This is a genomic window from Agrobacterium sp. LMR679, assembly GCF_027157905.1.
Classification (GTDB): domain Bacteria; phylum Pseudomonadota; class Alphaproteobacteria; order Rhizobiales; family Rhizobiaceae; genus Agrobacterium; species Agrobacterium leguminum.
Map to the genome: position 1 here is coordinate 1,861,563 of NZ_JAPVOJ010000002.1, position 17,543 is coordinate 1,879,105.

Genomic DNA, 17,543 nt, shown 5'->3' on the forward strand with positions numbered 1-17,543 from the left:
GGCTTAACCGAACCGGAAGGGGCGTTCACCGAGGCTCTCGAACGGGCGGATCAGATAACCGTCCGGATCGGCGACGATGAATTGCCGGTTGCCCACTTCGACCGTGCCGCGTCTGTACCATTTTTCCTCCAGCAGCATGATGAGGTCGATGGAGGATCGCTCCAGCCGGGAGAGAATGGGTTGCAGGGAGGGGACGGCAAGTTGCAGGTTCATGCCGCGGCCGAGCGGAAATTCGAGCGCGGCATTGTCCGTCACGAATGTCCGGGTCGCGCCGATCTGGTCGATCATCAGCTGGGCATCCCCCAGCGCCAGATAGGTGAAACCCTCCTCGGGGCGCTCATAGACCACATGAAAACCGATCAGGTCGCAATAAAAGGCGCGGCTTTTCTGCCAGTCGCTGACGGCGAGTTCAGGAACGAGGGCATTTCGTATGATGGTCATGGTCTCCTTTGCCGCGCAGGCCCGGGGTGGGAGGAGGGGCCTGCCATGAGGGATGATCTTACCGCCTTCCCGGCCGCATGCCAGAGGAAACCTCATCATGGCAGCCATGTGTGGGGTTAGGGGCTGACGGGATGGCGACGCTGCGGGCGAGGGCTGTCACGGCAGTTTCGACATTTTCCGCGACCGCGCATGCGCCGCGGAACTAAGCCTTCGTACCGCCGACGGTGATCTGGTCCATGCGCAGATGCGGCTGGCCGACGCCGACCGGCACCCATTGTCCGGCCTTGCCGCAATTGCCGATGCCGGTATCGAGCTTGGAATCGTTGCCGATCATCGAGACGCGCTTCATCGCATCCGGCCCGTTGCCGATCAGCATCGCGCCCTTTACCGGCGCGCCGATCCTGCCGTTTTCGATGAGGTAGGCCTCGGTGCAGCCGAACACGAATTTGCCGGAGGTGATATCCACCTGGCCCCCGCCGAAGGAAACGGCATAGATGCCCTTCTTCACGGAGGCGATGATCTCTTCCGGCGTCTTGTCGCCCGACAGCATATAGGTATTGGTCATGCGCGGCATCGGCACATAGGCGTAGCCCTGCCGGCGGCCGTTGCCGGTGGGCTTGGCGCCCATCAACCGGGCGTTCTGCCGGTCCTGCATGTAACCGACCAGCCTGCCGTTCTCGATCAGCACATTATAGCCGGAAGGCGTACCTTCATCGTCGATCGTCAGCGAGCCGCGGCGGCTGTCGATGGTGCCGTCATCCACCACGGTCACGCCGGGGGCGGCAACCATTTCGCCCATCAGGCCGGCAAAGGCCGAGGTTTTCTTGCGGTTGAAATCGCCTTCCAGACCGTGGCCCACCGCCTCGTGCAGCATGACGCCCGGCCAGCCGGAACCGAGCACCACATCCATGGTGCCGGCCGGCGCGTCTATGGCGGTGAGGTTGACGAGCGCCTGGCGCAGCGCTTCATCCGCACCGCGCTGCCAGTTTTCCGTGGTGATGAAATCGCTGAAACCGACGCGTCCGCCAATGCCGTAGGAGCCGCTTTCCTGCCGGTCGCCTTCGCCCGCCACGACGGAAACATTGATGCGGGTCATCGGCCGGATATCGCTGACGCGATGGCCGTCGGCCCGCAGGATGTCCACCACCTGCCAGCTTGCGGAAATGGTCGCCGTCACCTGCCGGACCTTGTCGTCCTTGTCACGCAGATAGGCGTCGATATCGGTGAGAAGCTTCACCTTCTCCTCGAAGCTCGGGCTGCCGATAGGGTTCTCGTCGCCGTAAAGCTTCTTGTTGGTGCGCTGCGGTGCGGCGGCATAGGAGCCGGAATAACCCTTGGTCACCGCACCCACCGCATCGGAAGCACGTTTCAGCGCGCCCTGCGACAGCTCGCCCGCATGGGCATAGCCCACCGTTTCGCCTGCGACGGCGCGCAGGCCGAAACCCTGATCGGTGTTGAAGGAACCGCCCTTCAGCCGGCCATTATCGAAAGTCAGCGATTCGGCCTGGGCATGTTCGATGAACAGCTCGCCGTCGTCAGCGCCGGCAAGCGCCTCGCCGACGAGCTTGCGCAATTGCGTTTCGTCGCAATCGAAGAGTTTTACAAGATCGTCGGTCATGGGAGGCTCCAGTCATTATCGTTCAATGACCGATTTAGGCACTGGAGCCGACGGACGCAAGGCTGTCTGGCAATGGCAGGCTTTAAGGAAGCGCGTCGTAGCCCTCGGCAAAGCCGGAAAGTTCGATCGGAATGCCGACGCGATCCTGATCCACGGCTTCGCGCAGCGCGAAAACCGCATTCTTGCCGGCGCGCAGAACCTTCAGCAGCTCGTCGTCGATATCCACTTCCACATAGCAGCCTTCGGAGAAGCAGCGGGTGAAATAGGCGCGGCCGATATTATTATTGTCGATATAAAGCTCCATGCCATCCTTCAAAAGCACGCCGAGCGGCGCGAGGATGCGCAGGATGCGCGACTTGCGGTCGGCCGTCTTCAGCACCACCACCGAAAGCCCAACTTCCGGGCGGTCATCGGCGATCACGTTCTGCATCAGCGCGCATTGTTCTTCGGAAGCGCCCGCCGGCTTGTCGCAGATGACAGACCATGCTCCGTGCGTCGACTTCGGCGTGCCGGGCGGCTGCTGTTGCGCCAGCGCCGCAGCGGCGGGAGCGATGATGGCAAGACCGGCGGCGGCAAGAAAAGTGCGCGCGAGCGGGGAAAGACGCATGGATACCTCTGGGATTCGAATCAGTGCGGCTATTTTGACGCCATAATCCGGAAAAAAAAGCCTCAGGCCTTCAATTCCAGCGGAGTTGGGCGGAAATAGGACCTGTCTTCCGGTATGGGCGTCTGATTTGCCCGGCGCGACATTCATTATCCGGCGATGAAACTGGCGGCAAGACCGGCTGTGAGAAGGGGCTTTGTCGCATTTGGGCTGTTTGAAACCGCGTTCTGCCGGTCCGGTGAGACATGGGGTGAGAGAAAGTCGCCGTGGATTGACCAATGGCAAAATTGGGGCGCATCCGTGTCCCGACGCATATTGCGGCAGAGGACAAACTGTGGTTTGAAGTTAGTACCATAAGCATGGATTCTGCGTCTGTGATTGATCTAGATCAGACGCGTGAGGGAGAGGGTACCGTGACGAATAGGATTTACGCAGCACTGGCGGGGATGACCTGTCTGCTCACGGCTGTCGGCGCCCACGCCGATCAGCCGGTGCATTGGCAAATGGGCATGCAGGAGGCCGCCACGCCGATCATGCACGAAATACGCTGGTTCGAACATTATACGCTCTGGTTCATTGTTCCGGTCACGCTTTTCGTTCTTGCGCTGCTCATCATCGTCGCCCTGAAATTCCGCGCCGCGAAAAATCCGGTGGCTTCCAAGACCAGCCATAACACGGCGATCGAGGTGGTCTGGACGCTGGCGCCGGTTCTTATTCTCCTGTTCCTTGCTTTCCCGTCGTTCAATCTCTTGAACGCGCAGCTCACGCAGCCGGAAAACCCCGACGTGACGCTGAAGGCGACCGCCACGCAATGGCTGTGGAGCTATGAATATACGGCCGCCGAAGGCGCCGAGCCGCTCTCCTTCGACAGCTACATGCTGAAGGACCAGGATCGCGCCGCCGCAGGCAAGGAAGACAGGGCCCGTTATCCGCGTCTTCTGGCGGTAGACAATGAAATGGTGGTTCCGGTCGGCAAGACCGTTCGCCTGCTCGTCACCGCCGCGCCGACGGATGTGATCCATTCCTTCGCCATGCCGGCTTTCGGCGTCAAGATCGACGCCGTTCCCGGCCGCCTGAACGAAACCTGGTTCAAGGCGGAAAAAGAGGGCCTTTATTACGGTCAGTGTTCCGAGCTTTGCGGCAAGGACCATGCCTTCATGCCGATCGCCATTCGGGTGGTTTCCGAACAGCAGTACAACACCTGGCTCACCGCCGCCGCCTCTGACCTGAGCGGCGCGAACCGGGCGCTGATGGCCTCTGTCGATGGCGCTCCGCGCACCGTCGACGTTGCCGCCAACGAAACCAACTGACTCTGGAGTGAGGACAATGGCTGGACCTTCCGCACACGACGATCATCACTCGCATGGTCATTCCGCACATGACGATCACTCGCATGATGCGCATCATTCCCATACGCCGGGCTTCTTCGCCCGCTGGTTCCTGTCGACCAACCACAAGGACATCGGCACGCTCTACCTGATCTTCGCGATCATCGCCGGCATCGTCGGCGGCGGGCTTTCCGTCGTCATGCGCATGGAGCTTCAGGAGCCGGGCATCCAGATCTTCCACGGTCTGGCGTCCATGGTCTACGGCTTCGAGGGCGACGCCGCCATCGATGGCGGCAAGCACATGTTCAACGTGTTCACCACCGCGCACGCGCTGATCATGATCTTCTTCATGGTCATGCCGGCGCTGATCGGCGGCTTCGCCAACTGGATGATCCCGATCATGATCGGCGCTCCGGACATGGCTTTCCCGCGCCTGAACAACATCTCCTTCTGGCTGATCGTTCCGGCTTTCATCCTTCTCATTCTCTCGCTCTTCGTCGAGGGCCCTGCGGGCGCCTACGGTGTCGGTGGCGGCTGGACCATGTATCCGCCTCTATCGACCAGCGGCATGCCGGGACCGGCGGTGGATCTGGCGATCTTCGCGCTGCACGTTTCGGGCGCGTCGTCGATCCTCGGTGCGATCAACTTCATCACCACCATCCTCAACATGCGCGCCCCGGGCATGACGCTGCACAAGATGCCGCTCTTCGCCTGGTCGGTCCTCGTCACCGCATTCCTGCTGCTGCTTTCGCTGCCGGTTCTGGCGGGTGGCATCACCATGCTTCTGACCGACCGCAACTTCGGCACGGCATTCTTCTCGCCGGAAGGCGGTGGTGACCCGATCCTTTACCAGCACCTGTTCTGGTTCTTCGGCCATCCGGAAGTCTACATCCTGATCCTGCCCGGTTTCGGCATCATCAGCCACATCGTGTCCACCTTCTCCAAGAAGCCGGTCTTCGGTTACCTCGGCATGGCCTATGCCATGGTCGCCATCGGCGCCGTCGGCTTCATCGTCTGGGCCCACCACATGTACACGGTCGGCCTGTCGCTCGAAGCGCAGCGTTACTTCGTCTTCGCCACCATGGTCATCGCGGTGCCGACGGGTATCAAGATATTCTCGTGGATCGCGACGATGTGGGGCGGTTCGCTGACCTTCTCGACCCCGATGGTCTGGGCGATCGGCTTCATCTTCCTGTTCACGGTCGGCGGCGTCACCGGCGTCCAGCTCGCCAATGCCGGTCTCGACCGTTCGCTGCACGACACCTATTACGTGGTGGCGCACTTCCACTACGTTCTGTCGCTCGGCGCTGTCTTCGCGATCTTTGCCGGCTGGTATTACTGGTTCCCGAAGATCACCGGCTACATGTACAGCGAGTTCCTCGGCAAGCTGCATTTCTGGGTCATGTTCGTGGGCGTGAACCTCGTGTTCTTCCCGCAGCACTTCCTCGGTCTTGCCGGCATGCCGCGCCGCTATATCGATTATCCCGATGCCTATGCCGGCTGGAACATGGTATCCTCCTACGGTTCCTACATCTCGGCCGTCGGCGTGCTGATCTTCCTCTTCTGCGTCTGGGAAGCCTTCGCAAAGAAGCGGATCGCCGGCAACAACCCCTGGGGTGAAGGTGCGACGACGCTCGAATGGCAGCTGTCTTCGCCGCCGCCCTACCACCAGTGGGAACAGCTGCCGCGCATTCGCTGATGCGCGGGCCGGAAGGCGCGGGCAGGGCTCGCAAATTCCGGGCGCTGAAAATGAGGGACGGCGCGGTTCGGTCCGTGCCGTTTCCCGAACGGGCAGTCTCTCCTGCCGCGTGACATTTTGTCCAAGCGATGCCTGCCGTCCGACGTGATACATGCCCCGGACGTGATAAATGCCAAATCTGGCCTTTATGAAATGCAAGCGCAGACGAATGGCGGCAGGGTGCGGCGAAAAGCCGGAAAATGGCATCGGTTTTGCCCGGCGCCGCTTATGCCAGGACGTTCGGGGCCCATGAATTGACGCATCGAGCATGCCGGAAATCACATTCGTTTTCGGGCCGGTGCAGGGGACGTCGCTTCACGCGGCGTTCGAAGGAAACAGGACAGGAAATGAGCATTATCGACAATCGCGACATGCTGGGCGTGAAGGGCTCCGAACTTTCGGAAGCCGGCGCGCGCGATTATTTCGAATTGCTGAAGCCGCGCGTCATGTCGCTCGTCGTCTTCACGGCCTTTGCGGGTCTCGTGCTGGCGCCGGGTGAAATCAACCCGGTGCTCGGCATTATCGCCATTCTCTGCATCGCCGTCGGCGCCGGCGCATCCGGTGCGCTCAACATGTGGTACGATGCCGATATCGACGCCGTGATGAGCCGGACCGCCCGGCGGCCGATCCCGTCCGGCCGTATCGCGCCGCGCGAGGCGCTGGCCTTCGGGCTGACGCTTTCGGCCTTTTCGGTGGTCATTCTCGGCCTTGCGGTCAACTGGTTCTCGGCCGGCCTGCTCGCCTTCACTATCTTCTTTTACGCCGTCATCTATACGATGTGGCTGAAACGCTCGACGCCGCAGAACATCGTCATCGGCGGCGCCGCCGGCGCTTTCCCGCCCATGCTCGGCTGGGCCTGCGTCACCGGCGGCGTGTCGCTGGACAGCATCATCCTGTTCCTCATCATCTTCCTGTGGACACCGGCGCATTTCTGGGCGCTGGCGCTGTTCAAGATGCGCGATTACGGCGCCGTCGGCATTCCGATGATGCCGAACGTGGTCGGCGAACGCTCGACCAAGAACCAGATGATCGTTTATGCGGTGCTGACCGCGGCTGCGGCCGTCGCACCTTATTTCACCGGCCTTGCGAGCGCCGGCTACGGCATTTTCGCAGCCGTTCTGAGCGCGATCTTCGTCTACTGTTCGCTCGATGTCCGGCGGATGCCTGAGGGCGACGAGAAGATGCTGCCGGCCAAGAAGATGTTCGCCTATTCGGTGCTTTACCTTTTTGCGATTTTCTCCGGCCTTCTGGCCGATCATTTCGCGCCGGCCCTGAAGGCCGTCATGTCGGGAGTCCTGTGATGGAAACGGTGGAACTGAGCGCGGCGCAGAAAAAATCGAGACGCGGGCGCAACATCGCGCTCGGCGTTTTGCTCGCCGCCCTGGTGGTGCTGTTCTACATCATCACCATCATCAAGATCGGCTCGCACTGACGCGCTGATTGAGGGGAGAGGAGGAGGAGATGGCGAATATGGAAGCGCAGACGGCAGGGACCGGCAGGCAGCGGGTGAGCAATCGCTCCATCCTCGTGCTTTGTCTCGTGTTTTTCTGCGCCATGATCGGCATGGCCTATGCCGCCGTGCCGCTTTATACGCTGTTCTGCCGCGTCACCGGCTATAACGGCACCACCCAGCGCGTCGAGCAATATTCCGACGTCATCCTCGACAAGACCATCAACGTCACCTTCGACGCCAACACCTCGAACGGCCTCAACTGGGATTTCCAGCCGGTCGACAAAAAGGTCACGCCGAAGATCGGCGAAACGGTGCAGGTGACATTCAAGGCGACGAACCGTTCACCCGTGGCGACCACGGGCACGGCGGTCTTCAACGTCACGCCGATGGAAGCGGGCGCCTATTTCAACAAGGTGGAGTGCTTCTGCTTCACCGAAACGACGCTGCAGCCGGGTGAAACGCTGGAGATGCCGGTGGTATTCTTCGTCGATCCTGACATCGCCACGGCGCGCGAAACCAAGAGCATTCATACTTTAACGCTGTCCTATACGTTTTATCCGGCCAAAACCGAAAAACCGGTTGCGTCCTTGCCGGTAAAGACTTCATCTGGCGAAAGCAAATTGTGAGAGGAGATCTGGCCTTTTATCTAAGGCCGGATCAGGGAAGAGACATTCGGGGATTGTCGCAATGGCAGATACGCATCAAAAGAACCACGACTACCACATCATCGATCCAAGCCCCTGGCCGCTTCTGGCCTCGATCGGCGCCTTCATCCTGACCTTCGGCGGCGTCTGTTACATGCGTTACCTGTCGGGCGGCTCCTTCAAGCTGTTCGGCGCGGAACTGGCCAATCCCTGGCTGTTCTATATCGGCCTCGTCATCGTGCTTTACACCATGTACGCATGGTGGTCCGACACGATCAAGGAAGCTCATGAGGGCAATCACACCCGCGTCGTCTCGCTTCACCTGCGTTACGGCATGATCATGTTCATCGCCTCGGAGGTGATGTTCTTCGTGGCGTGGTTCTGGGCCTATTTCGATGCCAGCCTCTTCCCGCACGAGGCCATTCAGGCGTCGCGCCTCGAATATACCGGCGGGCAATGGCCGCCCAAGGGCATCGAGGTGATCGATCCCTGGCACCTGCCGCTCTACAACACCGTCATCCTGCTTCTGTCGGGCACCTGCGTCACCTGGGCGCACCATGCCCTGCTGCACAATGACCGCAAGGGCCTGATCACCGGTCTGTTGCTCACTGTCGCGCTCGGCGTCCTGTTCTCCACCGTGCAGGTTTACGAATACATGCACGCGCCTTTCGACTTCAAGAATTCGATCTACGGCGCGACCTTCTTCATGGCCACCGGTTTCCACGGTTTCCACGTCTTCGTCGGCACGGTCTTCCTGCTGGTGTGCCTGTTCCGCGCCATTGGCGGCGGTTTCACGCCCCAGCAGCATTTCGGTTTCGAAGCGGCTGCCTGGTACTGGCACTTCGTTGACGTCGTCTGGCTGTTCCTGTTCTTCGCCATCTATATCTGGGGTGGCTGGGGTGCGCCGCTGCACGGCTGATTGCACCGATAATGGAGGGGCGGCAAGTCGCCGCCCTGATGTCCAGGGCGAGCTTCCCGCACGCCCGGCGCCATTCCCGGGCTCAACCCGGGAATCCAGATCGGTAGTGTGCAAATCCTCGGGTCAAGCCCGGGGATGACGGAGGAGGGAGATTAGGCCTCCGTCGACACTTCACGGGCAGCGGTTGCTGCCCTCGTGCCTGAACCCTCTCCAACAGGGCGGTTTGCAGGCGGAAGCGGGAGGTCGTCATGTCTGAACCATCAAACGGCAATTTCGCGCCGGTCGATCCCATCAAGGTGGGCTTGAAAGGCTGCTGCCCGCGCTGCGGCAACGGACGGCTGTTCGACGGCTTTCTGACCATAAAACCCGCCTGCAGCGCCTGCGGACTGGATTATGGTTTTGCCGATGCGGGCGACGGCCCGGCGGTTTTCGTCATGCTGATCGTCGGTTTTCTGGTCGTCGGGCTGGCGCTCTGGTTCGATCAGCGTTTTGCGCCGCCGGTCTGGGTGCATGTCATGCTGTGGTTGCCGTTTACGGTGATTGTCTCCCTCGTGCTGCTGCGCAAGCTGAAAGGGATCATGATTGCGCTGCAATACCGCAACAATGCAAGCGAAGGCAGGCTTGATCGTGAATGACGTTTCCCACATGAAGGCGGCGGAAAGGCGGGTCTGGTTCGCCGCGCCGCTTGTGCTGCTGGCGCTTGCCATTCTTCTCGGGCTTGGCACCTGGCAGGTGAAGCGTCTCTACTGGAAAGAGGCGCTGATTGCCGATATCGAGGAGCGGCGGAGCGCGAGCCCGGTGCCGCTCTCCGACATAGAGGCGATCGCGAAAAGCGGCGGTGATATCGAATATCGCACGGTCATCCTTTCCGGCACCTTCGATCATGCCCGCGAGCGGCATTTCTTCGCCACCCATCAGGGGCAAACCGGCTATTACATCTATACGCCGCTGACACTCGCCGATGGCCGCATTCTCTTCGTCAATCGCGGCTTCGTGCCCTTCGAGATGAAGGAACCGGCTAAACGGCCCGACGGACAGGTTGCCGGCGAGGTAACGATCACCGGGCTTTCGCGCGCGCCGCTGGTTGCCAAACCGTCCTCGCTGCTGCCCGATAACGATATCGCCAAAAACATCTTCTACTGGAAGGATCTGGCGGCCATGGCCTCCAGCGCCGATATCCCGCCCGACCGGCTGGTCCATCTCTTCGTGGATGCTGACAACGCGCCTAACCCGGGCGGCTGGCCGCAGGGCGGCGTGACGTTGATAGATTTGCCCAACAATCACCTGCAATATGCGATAACGTGGTATGGGTTGGCGGCGGCCCTTGTCATCGTCGCCGGTTTTGCCTATTTCCGGAACGGTAAGGCGCAGGGTGAATAAAGCGCAGCCCGTCCGGTAAGGCAGCTTGTCGGGCAAGGCCATGAAGCACGGCCCAAGCAGCAGGCCAAGGAGCTGGAATGAACATCGCCGTTTCCAAACCCCCTTTGACGATAAGGCTGTGCGGACCGCGCGGCTTTTGCGCGGGCGTGGACCGGGCGATCCAGATCGTCGTGCTGGCGCTGAAGGCCTATGGCGCACCCGTCTATGTCCGCCACGAAATCGTGCATAACCGTTATGTGGTGGAAGGGCTGGAAGCCAAGGGCGCGGTTTTCGTCGAGGAACTGCATGAAATTCCGGCCGAGCACCGCGAGCAGCCGGTGGTTTTCTCGGCCCACGGCGTGCCGAAATCCGTGCCGGAGGATGCGCAGGCGCGTAATCTGTTCTATCTCGATGCCACTTGCCCGCTGGTCTCCAAGGTCCACAAGCAGGCCATGCGCCACCAGCGCCTTGGCCGCCATGTGGTGCTGATTGGCCATGCCGGCCACCCCGAGGTCATCGGCACCATGGGCCAGCTTCCGGAAGGAACGGTCTCGCTGATCGAGACGGTGGAAGATGCCGGGCGCTATGAACCGGCGGACCGCGAAAATCTCGGCTTCGTCACCCAGACGACACTTTCGGTCGATGACACGGCCGGCGTCATCGCCAGGCTGCAGGAACGTTTCCCGGCCATTCAGGCGCCCGCCGCCGACAGCATCTGTTACGCAACCACCAACCGGCAGGATGCGGTGAAGCAGGCGGCCCCCGGCTGCGACCTCTTCATCGTCGTTGGCGCCCCCAATTCCTCCAATTCCAAGCGGCTTGTGGAAGTGGCTCTGCGGGCCGGTGCACAGCGCTCCGTGCTGGTGCAGCGGGCCTCGGAAATCGACTGGAATGAAATCGGCGATATCCGCACCGTCGGCCTTTCGGCCGGCGCATCCGCGCCGGAGGTCATCGTCGATGAGATCATCGAAGCCTTCAAGGCGCGTTTCGATACGACGCTCGATCTCGCCGTGACGGTGGAGGAAACGGAACATTTCCTCGTCAATCGCGAGCTGCGCAGCATCGAGCTGACGACGGACGACATGGCTTTCGTGAACGGCAACGCCAATGATGCGCTGCCGCCGAAAACCGCCGCCGGCATCTGAAGCGGCATGGCGCTGAATGCGGGCGGTTTCCGTCCCACCTGCGTCATCTCCACCCGAGATTTCCACTCCATCCTTCATCAAGAGATTTGAAATTGGCAGTTTATACGGACATCACCGAAGATGATCTGAGGAATTTCCTCACGCAATATGACGTCGGCAGCCTCACCTCCTACAAGGGCATTGCCGAAGGCGTCGAAAACTCCAATTTCCTGCTGCATACCACCAAGGATCCGCTGATTCTCACGCTTTATGAAAAGCGCGTGGAGAAATCCGATCTGCCCTTCTTCCTCGGCCTCATGCAGCATCTGGCCGCCAAGGGCCTGTCCTGCCCCCTGCCGCTGCCGCGCAAGGATGGCGAGTTGCTGGGAGAGCTATCGGGCCGGCCGGCGGCGCTCATTTCCTTTCTCGAGGGCATGTGGCTGAGAAAGCCGGAAGCGAAACATTGCCGTGAAGTCGGCAAGGCGCTGGCCGCCATGCATCTGGCGGGTGAAGGCTTCGAAATCAAGCGGCCGAACGCGCTTTCCGTCGAAGGCTGGAAGGTGCTTTGGGACAAGTCCGAAGCGCGAGCCGACGAGGTGGAGAAGGGTCTGAAAGACGAGATTCGCCCGGAAATCGATTATCTCGCCGCCCATTGGCCGAAAGATTTGCCGGCCGGAGTCATCCATGCGGATCTGTTCCAGGACAATGTGTTCTTCCTTGGCGATGAACTGTCCGGCCTGATCGATTTTTATTTCGCCTGCAATGACCTGCTGGCTTATGACGTGTCGATCTGCCTCAATGCCTGGTGCTTCGAAAAGGATGGCGCTTACAACGTCACCAAGGGCAAGGCGCTGCTGGAAGGTTACCAGTCGGTGCGCCCATTGAGCGCAGCGGAGCTTGAGGCCCTGCCGCTTCTGGCGCGCGGTTCGGCGCTGCGTTTCTTCCTCACCCGCCTTTATGACTGGCTGACGACGCCGGAAGGCGCGCTGGTGGTGAAGAAAGACCCGCTGGAATATCTGCGCAAACTGCGGTTCCACCGTTCCATCGCCACTGTTGCCGAATATGGGCTGGCGGGCGAATGAAACATGTCGACATTTTCACCGATGGCGCCTGCTCCGGCAATCCCGGCCCCGGCGGCTGGGGCGCCGTGCTGCGTTACGGTGAGGTGGAGAAGGAACTCTTGGGCGGCGAGGCCGAGACCACCAATAACCGCATGGAATTGATGGCGGCGATTTCGGCGCTCAATGCGCTGAAAAGCCCCTGCGAGGTCGATCTTTATACCGACAGCGCCTATGTGAAGGACGGCATCACCAAGTGGATTTTCGGCTGGAAAAAGAAGGGCTGGAAAACCGCCGATAACAAGCCGGTCAAGAATGTTGAACTATGGCAGGCGCTGGAAGCGGCGCAGCAGCGCCATAAGGTTACCTTGCACTGGGTCAAGGGCCATGCCGGCCACCCGGAAAACGAACGCGCCGACGAATTGGCGCGAAAGGGCATGGAGCCCTTCAAACGGCGGTAATGGAAGCCTGCTCTATTTCAGGCCGGGCAAATCCGAGCCGGCGACCCCGTTATCGGGGGTTGTGAAAACCGAAACCCGACCTATCTTGTCGTCAAGGGGCGCTCCGGTAGCGCTCAACGGAGGAGAGAAATCCGGATGATCCTGCATTGTGTATTTCTACGCTTCAAGGCTGCAACGGCCGCTTCTGAAAAACACGCAATATTCGAGGCGATTGCCGCCCTGAAGGATGCGATACCCGGCATCATCGATGTGAAATACGGCCAGAATGTCTCACCCGAGGGGCTGAATGGCGGTTTTGTCGACGGTTTCATCGTGACGCTGGAAAGCCCCGAGGCCCGCGACGACTATCTCGCCCATCCCAAGCACATGGAAGTGGGGGAACGTCTCGTGTCGCTCACCGATGGCGGTCTGGCCGGGCTTCTGGTGTTCGATATGAATGTTTGAGAGAGCGGCTTCTCGTCGCTCTCTTCCGTCATGCTCGGGCTTGTCCCGAGCATCTGCAACGTCTCGATTGAATTGGACGTGGTTAGATCCTCGGCACAGGGCCGAGGATGACGTCTTATCTAGGGCCAAGAGGCCTTCTTCTTAACGTCAAAGCTGCTCGATCATCGCCGCAGCGGCAGAGACCGTCGCCTGGCCGGGGTTCTCTTCCACGTTGAGCGACTTCACCACGCCGTCTTCCACCAGCATCGAATAACGCTTGGAGCGCACGCCGAGGCCGCCGGCGGAAAGATCGGCGTCGAGGCCGAGCGCCTTGGTGAAGGCGGCGTCCCAGTCGGCGAGGAAGTGGATTTTGCCCTGACCGCCGGAGGATTGCGCCCATGCGCCCATCACGTGCCAGTCGTTGACGGCGACAACGGCGATATCGTCAACGCCCTTGGAAAGAATGGTGTCGCGGTTTTCGAGATAACCCGGCAGGTGGTTCAGCGAGCAGGTGGGGGTGAAGGCGCCGGGAACGGCGAAGAGAACCACCTTCTTGCCGCCGAAAAGCGCGTCCGTGGTGGTTTCCACCGGGCCGTCGGCCGTCTTTTCCTTGAAGGTTGCGGAAGGCAGTTTTTCGCCGATCTTGATGGTCATGTCCGTGCTCCTGTAGCCGTTTGGTTCGCGCGACTATAGAGTTTGGCAGGGAAAAGTGGAACCCGGTTTTCCCGGGAAGACAAACGAAAACAAGGCGTCCGCATCCTGTCAGATTCAGAGTGAAGCTGACAGGATGCGGAGCACGGAAATGAAATCTGCCATGCGGTTTTCGAGCTAATTTCCAGCGCAGAAACGCTGCTCAGGGTTTCGGGAAATTCAGCATCGTTTCCATGGCCCGATCGCCGGATTTGACCAGGATAGGCCAGCTATTGCCCTGCACCTGATAGGTTTTCGGCAGGCCCTTGATGTTCATGTAGAAGGAGAGCTTGCGCTTGTCGCGCACCAGGTTCTGCGGCTCGTAATAGGCAAAGCCCGAGGGACCGGCGATGAAGATTTCGGTTTCCTTCGGCGCGTTTTCCGGAAGCTGCAATTGCACGCCGAGCATGGTCTTGTCGGGTGTGATGTGGAAATCGATCACCTTGAAATCGTCGGATGCCGCCTCGGGCAGCGTTTCGCGCGCCTCCTCTAGCAATCGCCGTTCCTCGCGGTCGTCATCGCCCGCATTACCGCGCTCGATTGAAAACTTCGCCTCGAAGGGAATGCAGATATTCTGGCACACGCCGATAAAGGCGGTGAGATCGATCTTCCCGCCTGCCGCCGGGTCGGCGGCTTTCAGCTGGAACGGAAGGCTGACGGCGTGGTCATAGCCGATATCGGTGATGTCGCCGTTTTCGATCAGCTTCGGAACCGGATAGGCCATGGTGGTGAGCGCCGCGCCGCTTGCCGGATCGGGCGTGATCTGCGGCGGTATCCCTGCTTCGCCCGGTTCGCGCCAATAGGTGATCCAGCCGTCCTTCGGCTCGATCTGCAGCACGCCGCGCACCACGCCGTCGGCATCCATGGCAAGGCTCGCCACGCGCATCTGGCCGCCTTCGCTTCTCGCCCAGTCGGTAATCTCGGCCCGGGCGGCTTCAGCACCGCCAAGTAGGGCGGCAAATGCCGCTGCAAAACGGAAATGTGAAAATCGAAAGAATATTCTGGCGCTCATGCTTTCCGTCTAACCCAACATCGCCCGGCGGACCAGTTACGAATTCGTGCGGTTCATCATTTTCGGTTGATTGATCGGGCGCGATGCCGCATCCTGTCCTTTGTCGAAGTGCGAACGCCGTTTCCGTTAAACGACGGAATGCGGTCTGCTGGAGGCGCCGGTGAGCTTTTCAACCCTGATGGACAAACGCGAACGTGGCTTTCTCGATGGTCAGTTCCTTATCGCGATGCCGGGGCTGGACGACGGCAATTTTGCCCGTTCGGTGATATATATCTGCGCCCATTCGGATGCCGGCGCCATGGGCTTCATCATCAACCGCCCGCAGCAGATCACCTTCACCGATATTCTGCTGCACCTGAAACTGGTGGACAGCAACGACGCCATCATGCTGCCCAACCGGACCCGCGAATTTCCGATCCAGTGCGGCGGCCCGGTGGAATCCGGCCGGGGTTTCGTGCTGCATTCGGATGATTATCTAAGCGAATCCAGCATTCCGGTCAGCGATGACATTTCGCTGACGGCAACGCTCGATATCGTTCGCGCGATCTCCAACGGCCGCGGCCCGCAAAGGGCGACGATGATGCTCGGTTATGCCGGCTGGGGTCCGGGCCAGCTGGAAAACGAGATCGCCAATAATGGCTGGCTGAATTGCCCCGCTGCGGAAGAGCTGATTTTCGACCGCGGGCTGGACAATAAATACGAGCGGGCGCTGGCGCTCATGGGCGTCGATGCGCGCATGCTCTCCACCGATGCCGGGCACGCCTGAGCCCCCGTGCATATTCCCGCCCGTTTTGGCTGGAACCAAATCCTGAGCCCTGACGTTACTCACCCGGAAAGCCGGACAGACAGTACGGCTCAACGAGGGAGTAGTATTATGGGTAGCACATCTGACAAGATCGCCGGTAAAGCCAATGAAGTTGCTGGCAAAGTGAAGAAGAACGTCGGCGAAGCGACGGGCAATAATGAATTGCGCGCCAAGGGTGCTGCCCAGGAAGCCAAGGGCAAGGTACAGACCAGCGTTGGCAAGGCGAAAGACGCCGTCAAGGGCGCCGTCGACCGCATGTAATCTCGCCTGACGGTCTCGCGCCTCTTTCGATGCGGCGCTTCGGAGCGCATGTGTTGGCCGCACATGCGCTCCTGTCGTCTGGGATGTTCCGAAGGCGGCCGCCTGTTACGCCCTTCATAGTGGCCACCGCAGGCGACCGTTGCCAATCATTGGTGCTCCTGCGCTCCGGGCTTACCCCCCTCTGTCCTGCCGGACATCTCCCCCTCAAGGGGGGAGATCGACCTGAGGCGAGGTCTCGCCCATCTCAATGCTTGAGAATGGAGTGGTGGAAGAGCGTCTTGCCGATCTCCCCCCTTGAGGGGGAGATGCCCGGCAGGGCAGAGGGGGTAAGCCCGGAGCGCATGAGCGTCAATGATTTTCAGCTGTCGTCTACGGTGCATGTTGGCATCGTATGTTTCCTCCATCCACCCGATCCATCGCAAGGGTTTCATCGATGAAGCTTTTTTCCTGCGCATCCTGCGGCCAGCCGGTCCATTTCGACAATCGTTTCTGCGTTTCCTGCGGTCATCGTCTGGCCTTCGTGCCGGAGCGGCTTTCCATGGAGGCGCTGGCGCCTGCGGGTGAGCCGAACTGGCAGATCGTCGCGGACCCGCAAAAACAGGTGCGGTTTTGTGCCAATGAAGTGAACGATATCTGCAACTGGTCAGTGCCGGCGCAAAGCGACAGCGCCTTCTGCCCGGCCTGCAGCCACAACCGTCTGGTGCCGGATATCGCGACGGATGAGGGCATCGCCCAATGGCGTCGCATCAGCCAGGCGCAGCGGCATCTGTTTTATTCGATCCTGCGGCTCGGCCTGCCGCATCCCAATCGCGATGCCGATCCGGCTGGCGGCCTCGTCTTCGACTTTCTGGTGGACGAGGTGGCGCCTGATGGTTCCGTCATTCCCGCCATGACCGGTCACGATGAGGGCCTGATCGCCATCCGCGCCGCGGAAGCCGACGATGTCACCCGCGAGCAGGTCCGCGCCAACATGAACGAGCCGTACCGCACCATGCTCGGCCATTTCCGCCACGAGGTGGGTCACTTCATCTGGAACAAGCTGGTGCGGGATGAGAACCGCCTGCAGGCCTGCCGCGCCGTCTTCGGCGACGACAGCGAGGATTATGGCGCCGCGTTGCAACGCAATTACGAAGAGGGACCGCGTCCCGACTGGCAGGAAAGCTTCATAAGCTCTTACGCCTCAGTCCACCCGTGGGAAGATTTCGCCGAATGTTTCGCCCATTACCTGCATATCGTCGATACGCTGGAGACCGCCCGCGCCTTCGGCGTCGCAATCGATCCGGACGGACATGAGGAGATGGCGGCCGAGGTGACGTTTGATCCTTACAAAGCCCGCAGCGCCGCGCAGCTGGTCAAGGCGTGGATTCCGCTCAGTGTCGCCATCAATTCCATCCAGCGCAGCATGGGGGAGGCGGACCTCTATCCCTTCGTGCTGACGCCGCCGGTGGTGGCGAAGATGGAGTTCATTCATGACCTGCTGCATGGGAAGGTGGCGGCGGATGAGTCGCCGATGGCCGAGCAGAATGCGGTAGTGCAGTGAATGTGCGGCAGGCGGAGTGTCCTGATCAGAGGAAGCGCGGTTTTCTTCTCCCGTCATACCGGCCT

Annotated in this window: 20 protein-coding genes; 15 read left to right on the forward strand and 5 right to left on the reverse strand. The window is 60.7% G+C overall.

Annotation, left to right across the window (positions count from 1 at the left end; genetic code table 11):
* Positions 1-3: 3 nt before the first annotated feature.
* The 3 genes from O3W47_RS19695 to O3W47_RS19705 form a co-directional block, all read right to left on the reverse strand.
* Positions 4-441 (reverse strand): bleomycin resistance protein, encoded by a 438-nt coding sequence (locus tag O3W47_RS19695; protein ID WP_269314433.1) that lies wholly within the window; start codon positions 439-441, stop codon positions 4-6.
* A 202-nt stretch (positions 442-643) separates the two neighbouring features.
* Positions 644-2,059 carry a metalloprotease TldD gene (gene tldD, locus O3W47_RS19700; RefSeq protein ID WP_127756251.1) on the reverse strand — a complete coding sequence of 472 codons (1,416 nt, stop codon included), beginning with the start codon at positions 2,057-2,059 and terminating at the stop codon, positions 644-646.
* An 82-nt stretch (positions 2,060-2,141) separates the two neighbouring features.
* Entirely contained in the window at positions 2,142-2,666 is a 525-nt protein-coding gene (locus O3W47_RS19705; protein WP_003521101.1) for an invasion associated locus B family protein, read from the reverse strand.
* A 443-nt stretch (positions 2,667-3,109) separates the two neighbouring features.
* Between O3W47_RS19705 and coxB the strand changes: the two genes are divergently transcribed.
* The 12 genes from coxB (at position 3,110) to O3W47_RS19765 (ending at position 13,191) form a co-directional block, all read left to right on the forward strand.
* Complete coding sequence (gene coxB, locus O3W47_RS19710; RefSeq protein WP_080817491.1) at positions 3,110-3,973, forward strand: cytochrome c oxidase subunit II; 864 nt, start codon at positions 3,110-3,112, stop codon at positions 3,971-3,973.
* A 16-nt stretch (positions 3,974-3,989) separates the two neighbouring features.
* On the forward strand, positions 3,990-5,690 hold the full coding sequence (ctaD, locus tag O3W47_RS19715) for a cytochrome c oxidase subunit I (protein ID WP_003521103.1): 1,701 nt from the start codon (positions 3,990-3,992) through the stop codon (positions 5,688-5,690).
* 386 nt (positions 5,691-6,076) lie between these two features.
* A complete protein-coding gene (gene cyoE / locus O3W47_RS19720; RefSeq protein WP_003521104.1) occupies positions 6,077-7,030 on the forward strand; it encodes a heme o synthase in 954 nt (317 codons plus the stop codon).
* Complete coding sequence (locus tag O3W47_RS19725; RefSeq protein WP_269314434.1) at positions 7,030-7,161, forward strand: hypothetical protein; 132 nt, start codon at positions 7,030-7,032, stop codon at positions 7,159-7,161. The genes cyoE and O3W47_RS19725 overlap by 1 nt, the downstream gene beginning before the upstream one ends.
* A 29-nt stretch (positions 7,162-7,190) precedes the next feature.
* Positions 7,191-7,808: a cytochrome c oxidase assembly protein gene (locus O3W47_RS19730; protein ID WP_003521106.1), complete on the forward strand. Its 618-nt coding sequence runs from the start codon at positions 7,191-7,193 to the stop codon at positions 7,806-7,808.
* 61 nt (positions 7,809-7,869) lie between these two features.
* The gene (locus tag O3W47_RS19735) at positions 7,870-8,745 is read left to right on the forward strand and encodes a cytochrome c oxidase subunit 3 (protein ID WP_080817490.1); all 876 of its coding nucleotides are present in this window, start codon (positions 7,870-7,872) and stop codon (positions 8,743-8,745) included.
* A gap of 248 nt (positions 8,746-8,993) precedes the next feature.
* Positions 8,994-9,380: a DUF983 domain-containing protein gene (locus tag O3W47_RS19740; RefSeq protein ID WP_003521108.1), complete on the forward strand. Its 387-nt coding sequence runs from the start codon at positions 8,994-8,996 to the stop codon at positions 9,378-9,380.
* A gap of 10 nt (positions 9,381-9,390) precedes the next feature.
* Positions 9,391-10,125: an SURF1 family protein gene (locus tag O3W47_RS19745; protein ID WP_269314861.1), complete on the forward strand. Its 735-nt coding sequence runs from the start codon at positions 9,391-9,393 to the stop codon at positions 10,123-10,125.
* 77 nt (positions 10,126-10,202) lie between these two features.
* Positions 10,203-11,249: a 4-hydroxy-3-methylbut-2-enyl diphosphate reductase gene (ispH, locus tag O3W47_RS19750; protein ID WP_003521111.1), complete on the forward strand. Its 1,047-nt coding sequence runs from the start codon at positions 10,203-10,205 to the stop codon at positions 11,247-11,249.
* 92 nt (positions 11,250-11,341) lie between these two features.
* Complete coding sequence (locus O3W47_RS19755; protein WP_125144717.1) at positions 11,342-12,310, forward strand: homoserine kinase; 969 nt, start codon at positions 11,342-11,344, stop codon at positions 12,308-12,310.
* Entirely contained in the window at positions 12,307-12,747 is a 441-nt protein-coding gene (rnhA, locus tag O3W47_RS19760; protein WP_065654308.1) for a ribonuclease HI, read from the forward strand. Before O3W47_RS19755 ends, rnhA begins: the two co-directional genes overlap by 4 nt.
* A gap of 135 nt (positions 12,748-12,882) precedes the next feature.
* Positions 12,883-13,191 (forward strand): Dabb family protein, encoded by a 309-nt coding sequence (locus tag O3W47_RS19765; RefSeq protein ID WP_269314435.1) that lies wholly within the window; start codon positions 12,883-12,885, stop codon positions 13,189-13,191.
* Positions 13,192-13,338: 147 nt separating this feature from the next.
* Here O3W47_RS19765 and O3W47_RS19770 read toward each other — a convergent pair whose 3' ends face one another.
* Together O3W47_RS19770 and O3W47_RS19775 are read right to left on the reverse strand one after the other, a co-directional pair.
* Positions 13,339-13,824: a peroxiredoxin gene (locus O3W47_RS19770; RefSeq protein WP_003521115.1), complete on the reverse strand. Its 486-nt coding sequence runs from the start codon at positions 13,822-13,824 to the stop codon at positions 13,339-13,341.
* A 199-nt stretch (positions 13,825-14,023) separates the two neighbouring features.
* Positions 14,024-14,872 (reverse strand): protein-disulfide reductase DsbD domain-containing protein, encoded by an 849-nt coding sequence (locus O3W47_RS19775; RefSeq protein WP_137003003.1) that lies wholly within the window; start codon positions 14,870-14,872, stop codon positions 14,024-14,026.
* A 160-nt stretch (positions 14,873-15,032) separates the two neighbouring features.
* Here O3W47_RS19775 and O3W47_RS19780 point away from each other — a divergent pair, with 160 nt between their 5' ends.
* The 3 genes from O3W47_RS19780 (at position 15,033) to O3W47_RS19790 (ending at position 17,478) form a co-directional block, all read left to right on the forward strand.
* Positions 15,033-15,638, forward strand: coding sequence for a YqgE/AlgH family protein (locus O3W47_RS19780; RefSeq protein WP_003521117.1), 606 nt, complete (start codon positions 15,033-15,035; stop codon positions 15,636-15,638).
* 108 nt (positions 15,639-15,746) lie between these two features.
* A complete protein-coding gene (locus tag O3W47_RS19785; protein WP_003521119.1) occupies positions 15,747-15,938 on the forward strand; it encodes a CsbD family protein in 192 nt (63 codons plus the stop codon).
* A gap of 433 nt (positions 15,939-16,371) precedes the next feature.
* Entirely contained in the window at positions 16,372-17,478 is a 1,107-nt protein-coding gene (locus tag O3W47_RS19790) for a zinc-binding metallopeptidase family protein (RefSeq protein ID WP_269314436.1), read from the forward strand.
* Positions 17,479-17,543: the final 65 nt, after the last annotated feature.

Excerpts from the sequence above, each read along its gene's own strand:
- O3W47_RS19695 (WP_269314433.1), bottom strand. The coding sequence starts at position 441 with ATGACCATCATACGAAATGCCCTCGTTCCTGAACTCGCCGTCAGCGAC.
- O3W47_RS19790 (WP_269314436.1), top strand. The coding sequence starts at position 16,372 with ATGAAGCTTTTTTCCTGCGCATCCTGCGGCCAGCCGGTCCATTTCGAC.
- O3W47_RS19770 (WP_003521115.1), bottom strand. The coding sequence starts at position 13,824 with ATGACCATCAAGATCGGCGAAAAACTGCCTTCCGCAACCTTCAAGGAA.
- O3W47_RS19745 (WP_269314861.1), top strand. The coding sequence starts at position 9,391 with ATGAAGGCGGCGGAAAGGCGGGTCTGGTTCGCCGCGCCGCTTGTGCTG.
- cyoE (WP_003521104.1), top strand. The coding sequence starts at position 6,077 with ATGAGCATTATCGACAATCGCGACATGCTGGGCGTGAAGGGCTCCGAA.
- rnhA (WP_065654308.1), top strand. The coding sequence starts at position 12,307 with ATGAAACATGTCGACATTTTCACCGATGGCGCCTGCTCCGGCAATCCC.
- O3W47_RS19775 (WP_137003003.1), bottom strand. The coding sequence starts at position 14,872 with ATGAGCGCCAGAATATTCTTTCGATTTTCACATTTCCGTTTTGCAGCG.
- O3W47_RS19740 (WP_003521108.1), top strand. The coding sequence starts at position 8,994 with ATGTCTGAACCATCAAACGGCAATTTCGCGCCGGTCGATCCCATCAAG.
- ctaD (WP_003521103.1), top strand. The coding sequence starts at position 3,990 with ATGGCTGGACCTTCCGCACACGACGATCATCACTCGCATGGTCATTCC.
- O3W47_RS19735 (WP_080817490.1), top strand. The coding sequence starts at position 7,870 with ATGGCAGATACGCATCAAAAGAACCACGACTACCACATCATCGATCCA.
- coxB (WP_080817491.1), top strand. The coding sequence starts at position 3,110 with ATGACCTGTCTGCTCACGGCTGTCGGCGCCCACGCCGATCAGCCGGTG.
- tldD (WP_127756251.1), bottom strand. The coding sequence starts at position 2,059 with ATGACCGACGATCTTGTAAAACTCTTCGATTGCGACGAAACGCAATTG.
- O3W47_RS19705 (WP_003521101.1), bottom strand. The coding sequence starts at position 2,666 with ATGCGTCTTTCCCCGCTCGCGCGCACTTTTCTTGCCGCCGCCGGTCTT.
- O3W47_RS19725 (WP_269314434.1), top strand. The coding sequence starts at position 7,030 with ATGGAAACGGTGGAACTGAGCGCGGCGCAGAAAAAATCGAGACGCGGG.
- O3W47_RS19765 (WP_269314435.1), top strand. The coding sequence starts at position 12,883 with ATGATCCTGCATTGTGTATTTCTACGCTTCAAGGCTGCAACGGCCGCT.
- O3W47_RS19785 (WP_003521119.1), top strand. The coding sequence starts at position 15,747 with ATGGGTAGCACATCTGACAAGATCGCCGGTAAAGCCAATGAAGTTGCT.
- O3W47_RS19730 (WP_003521106.1), top strand. The coding sequence starts at position 7,191 with ATGGCGAATATGGAAGCGCAGACGGCAGGGACCGGCAGGCAGCGGGTG.
- ispH (WP_003521111.1), top strand. The coding sequence starts at position 10,203 with ATGAACATCGCCGTTTCCAAACCCCCTTTGACGATAAGGCTGTGCGGA.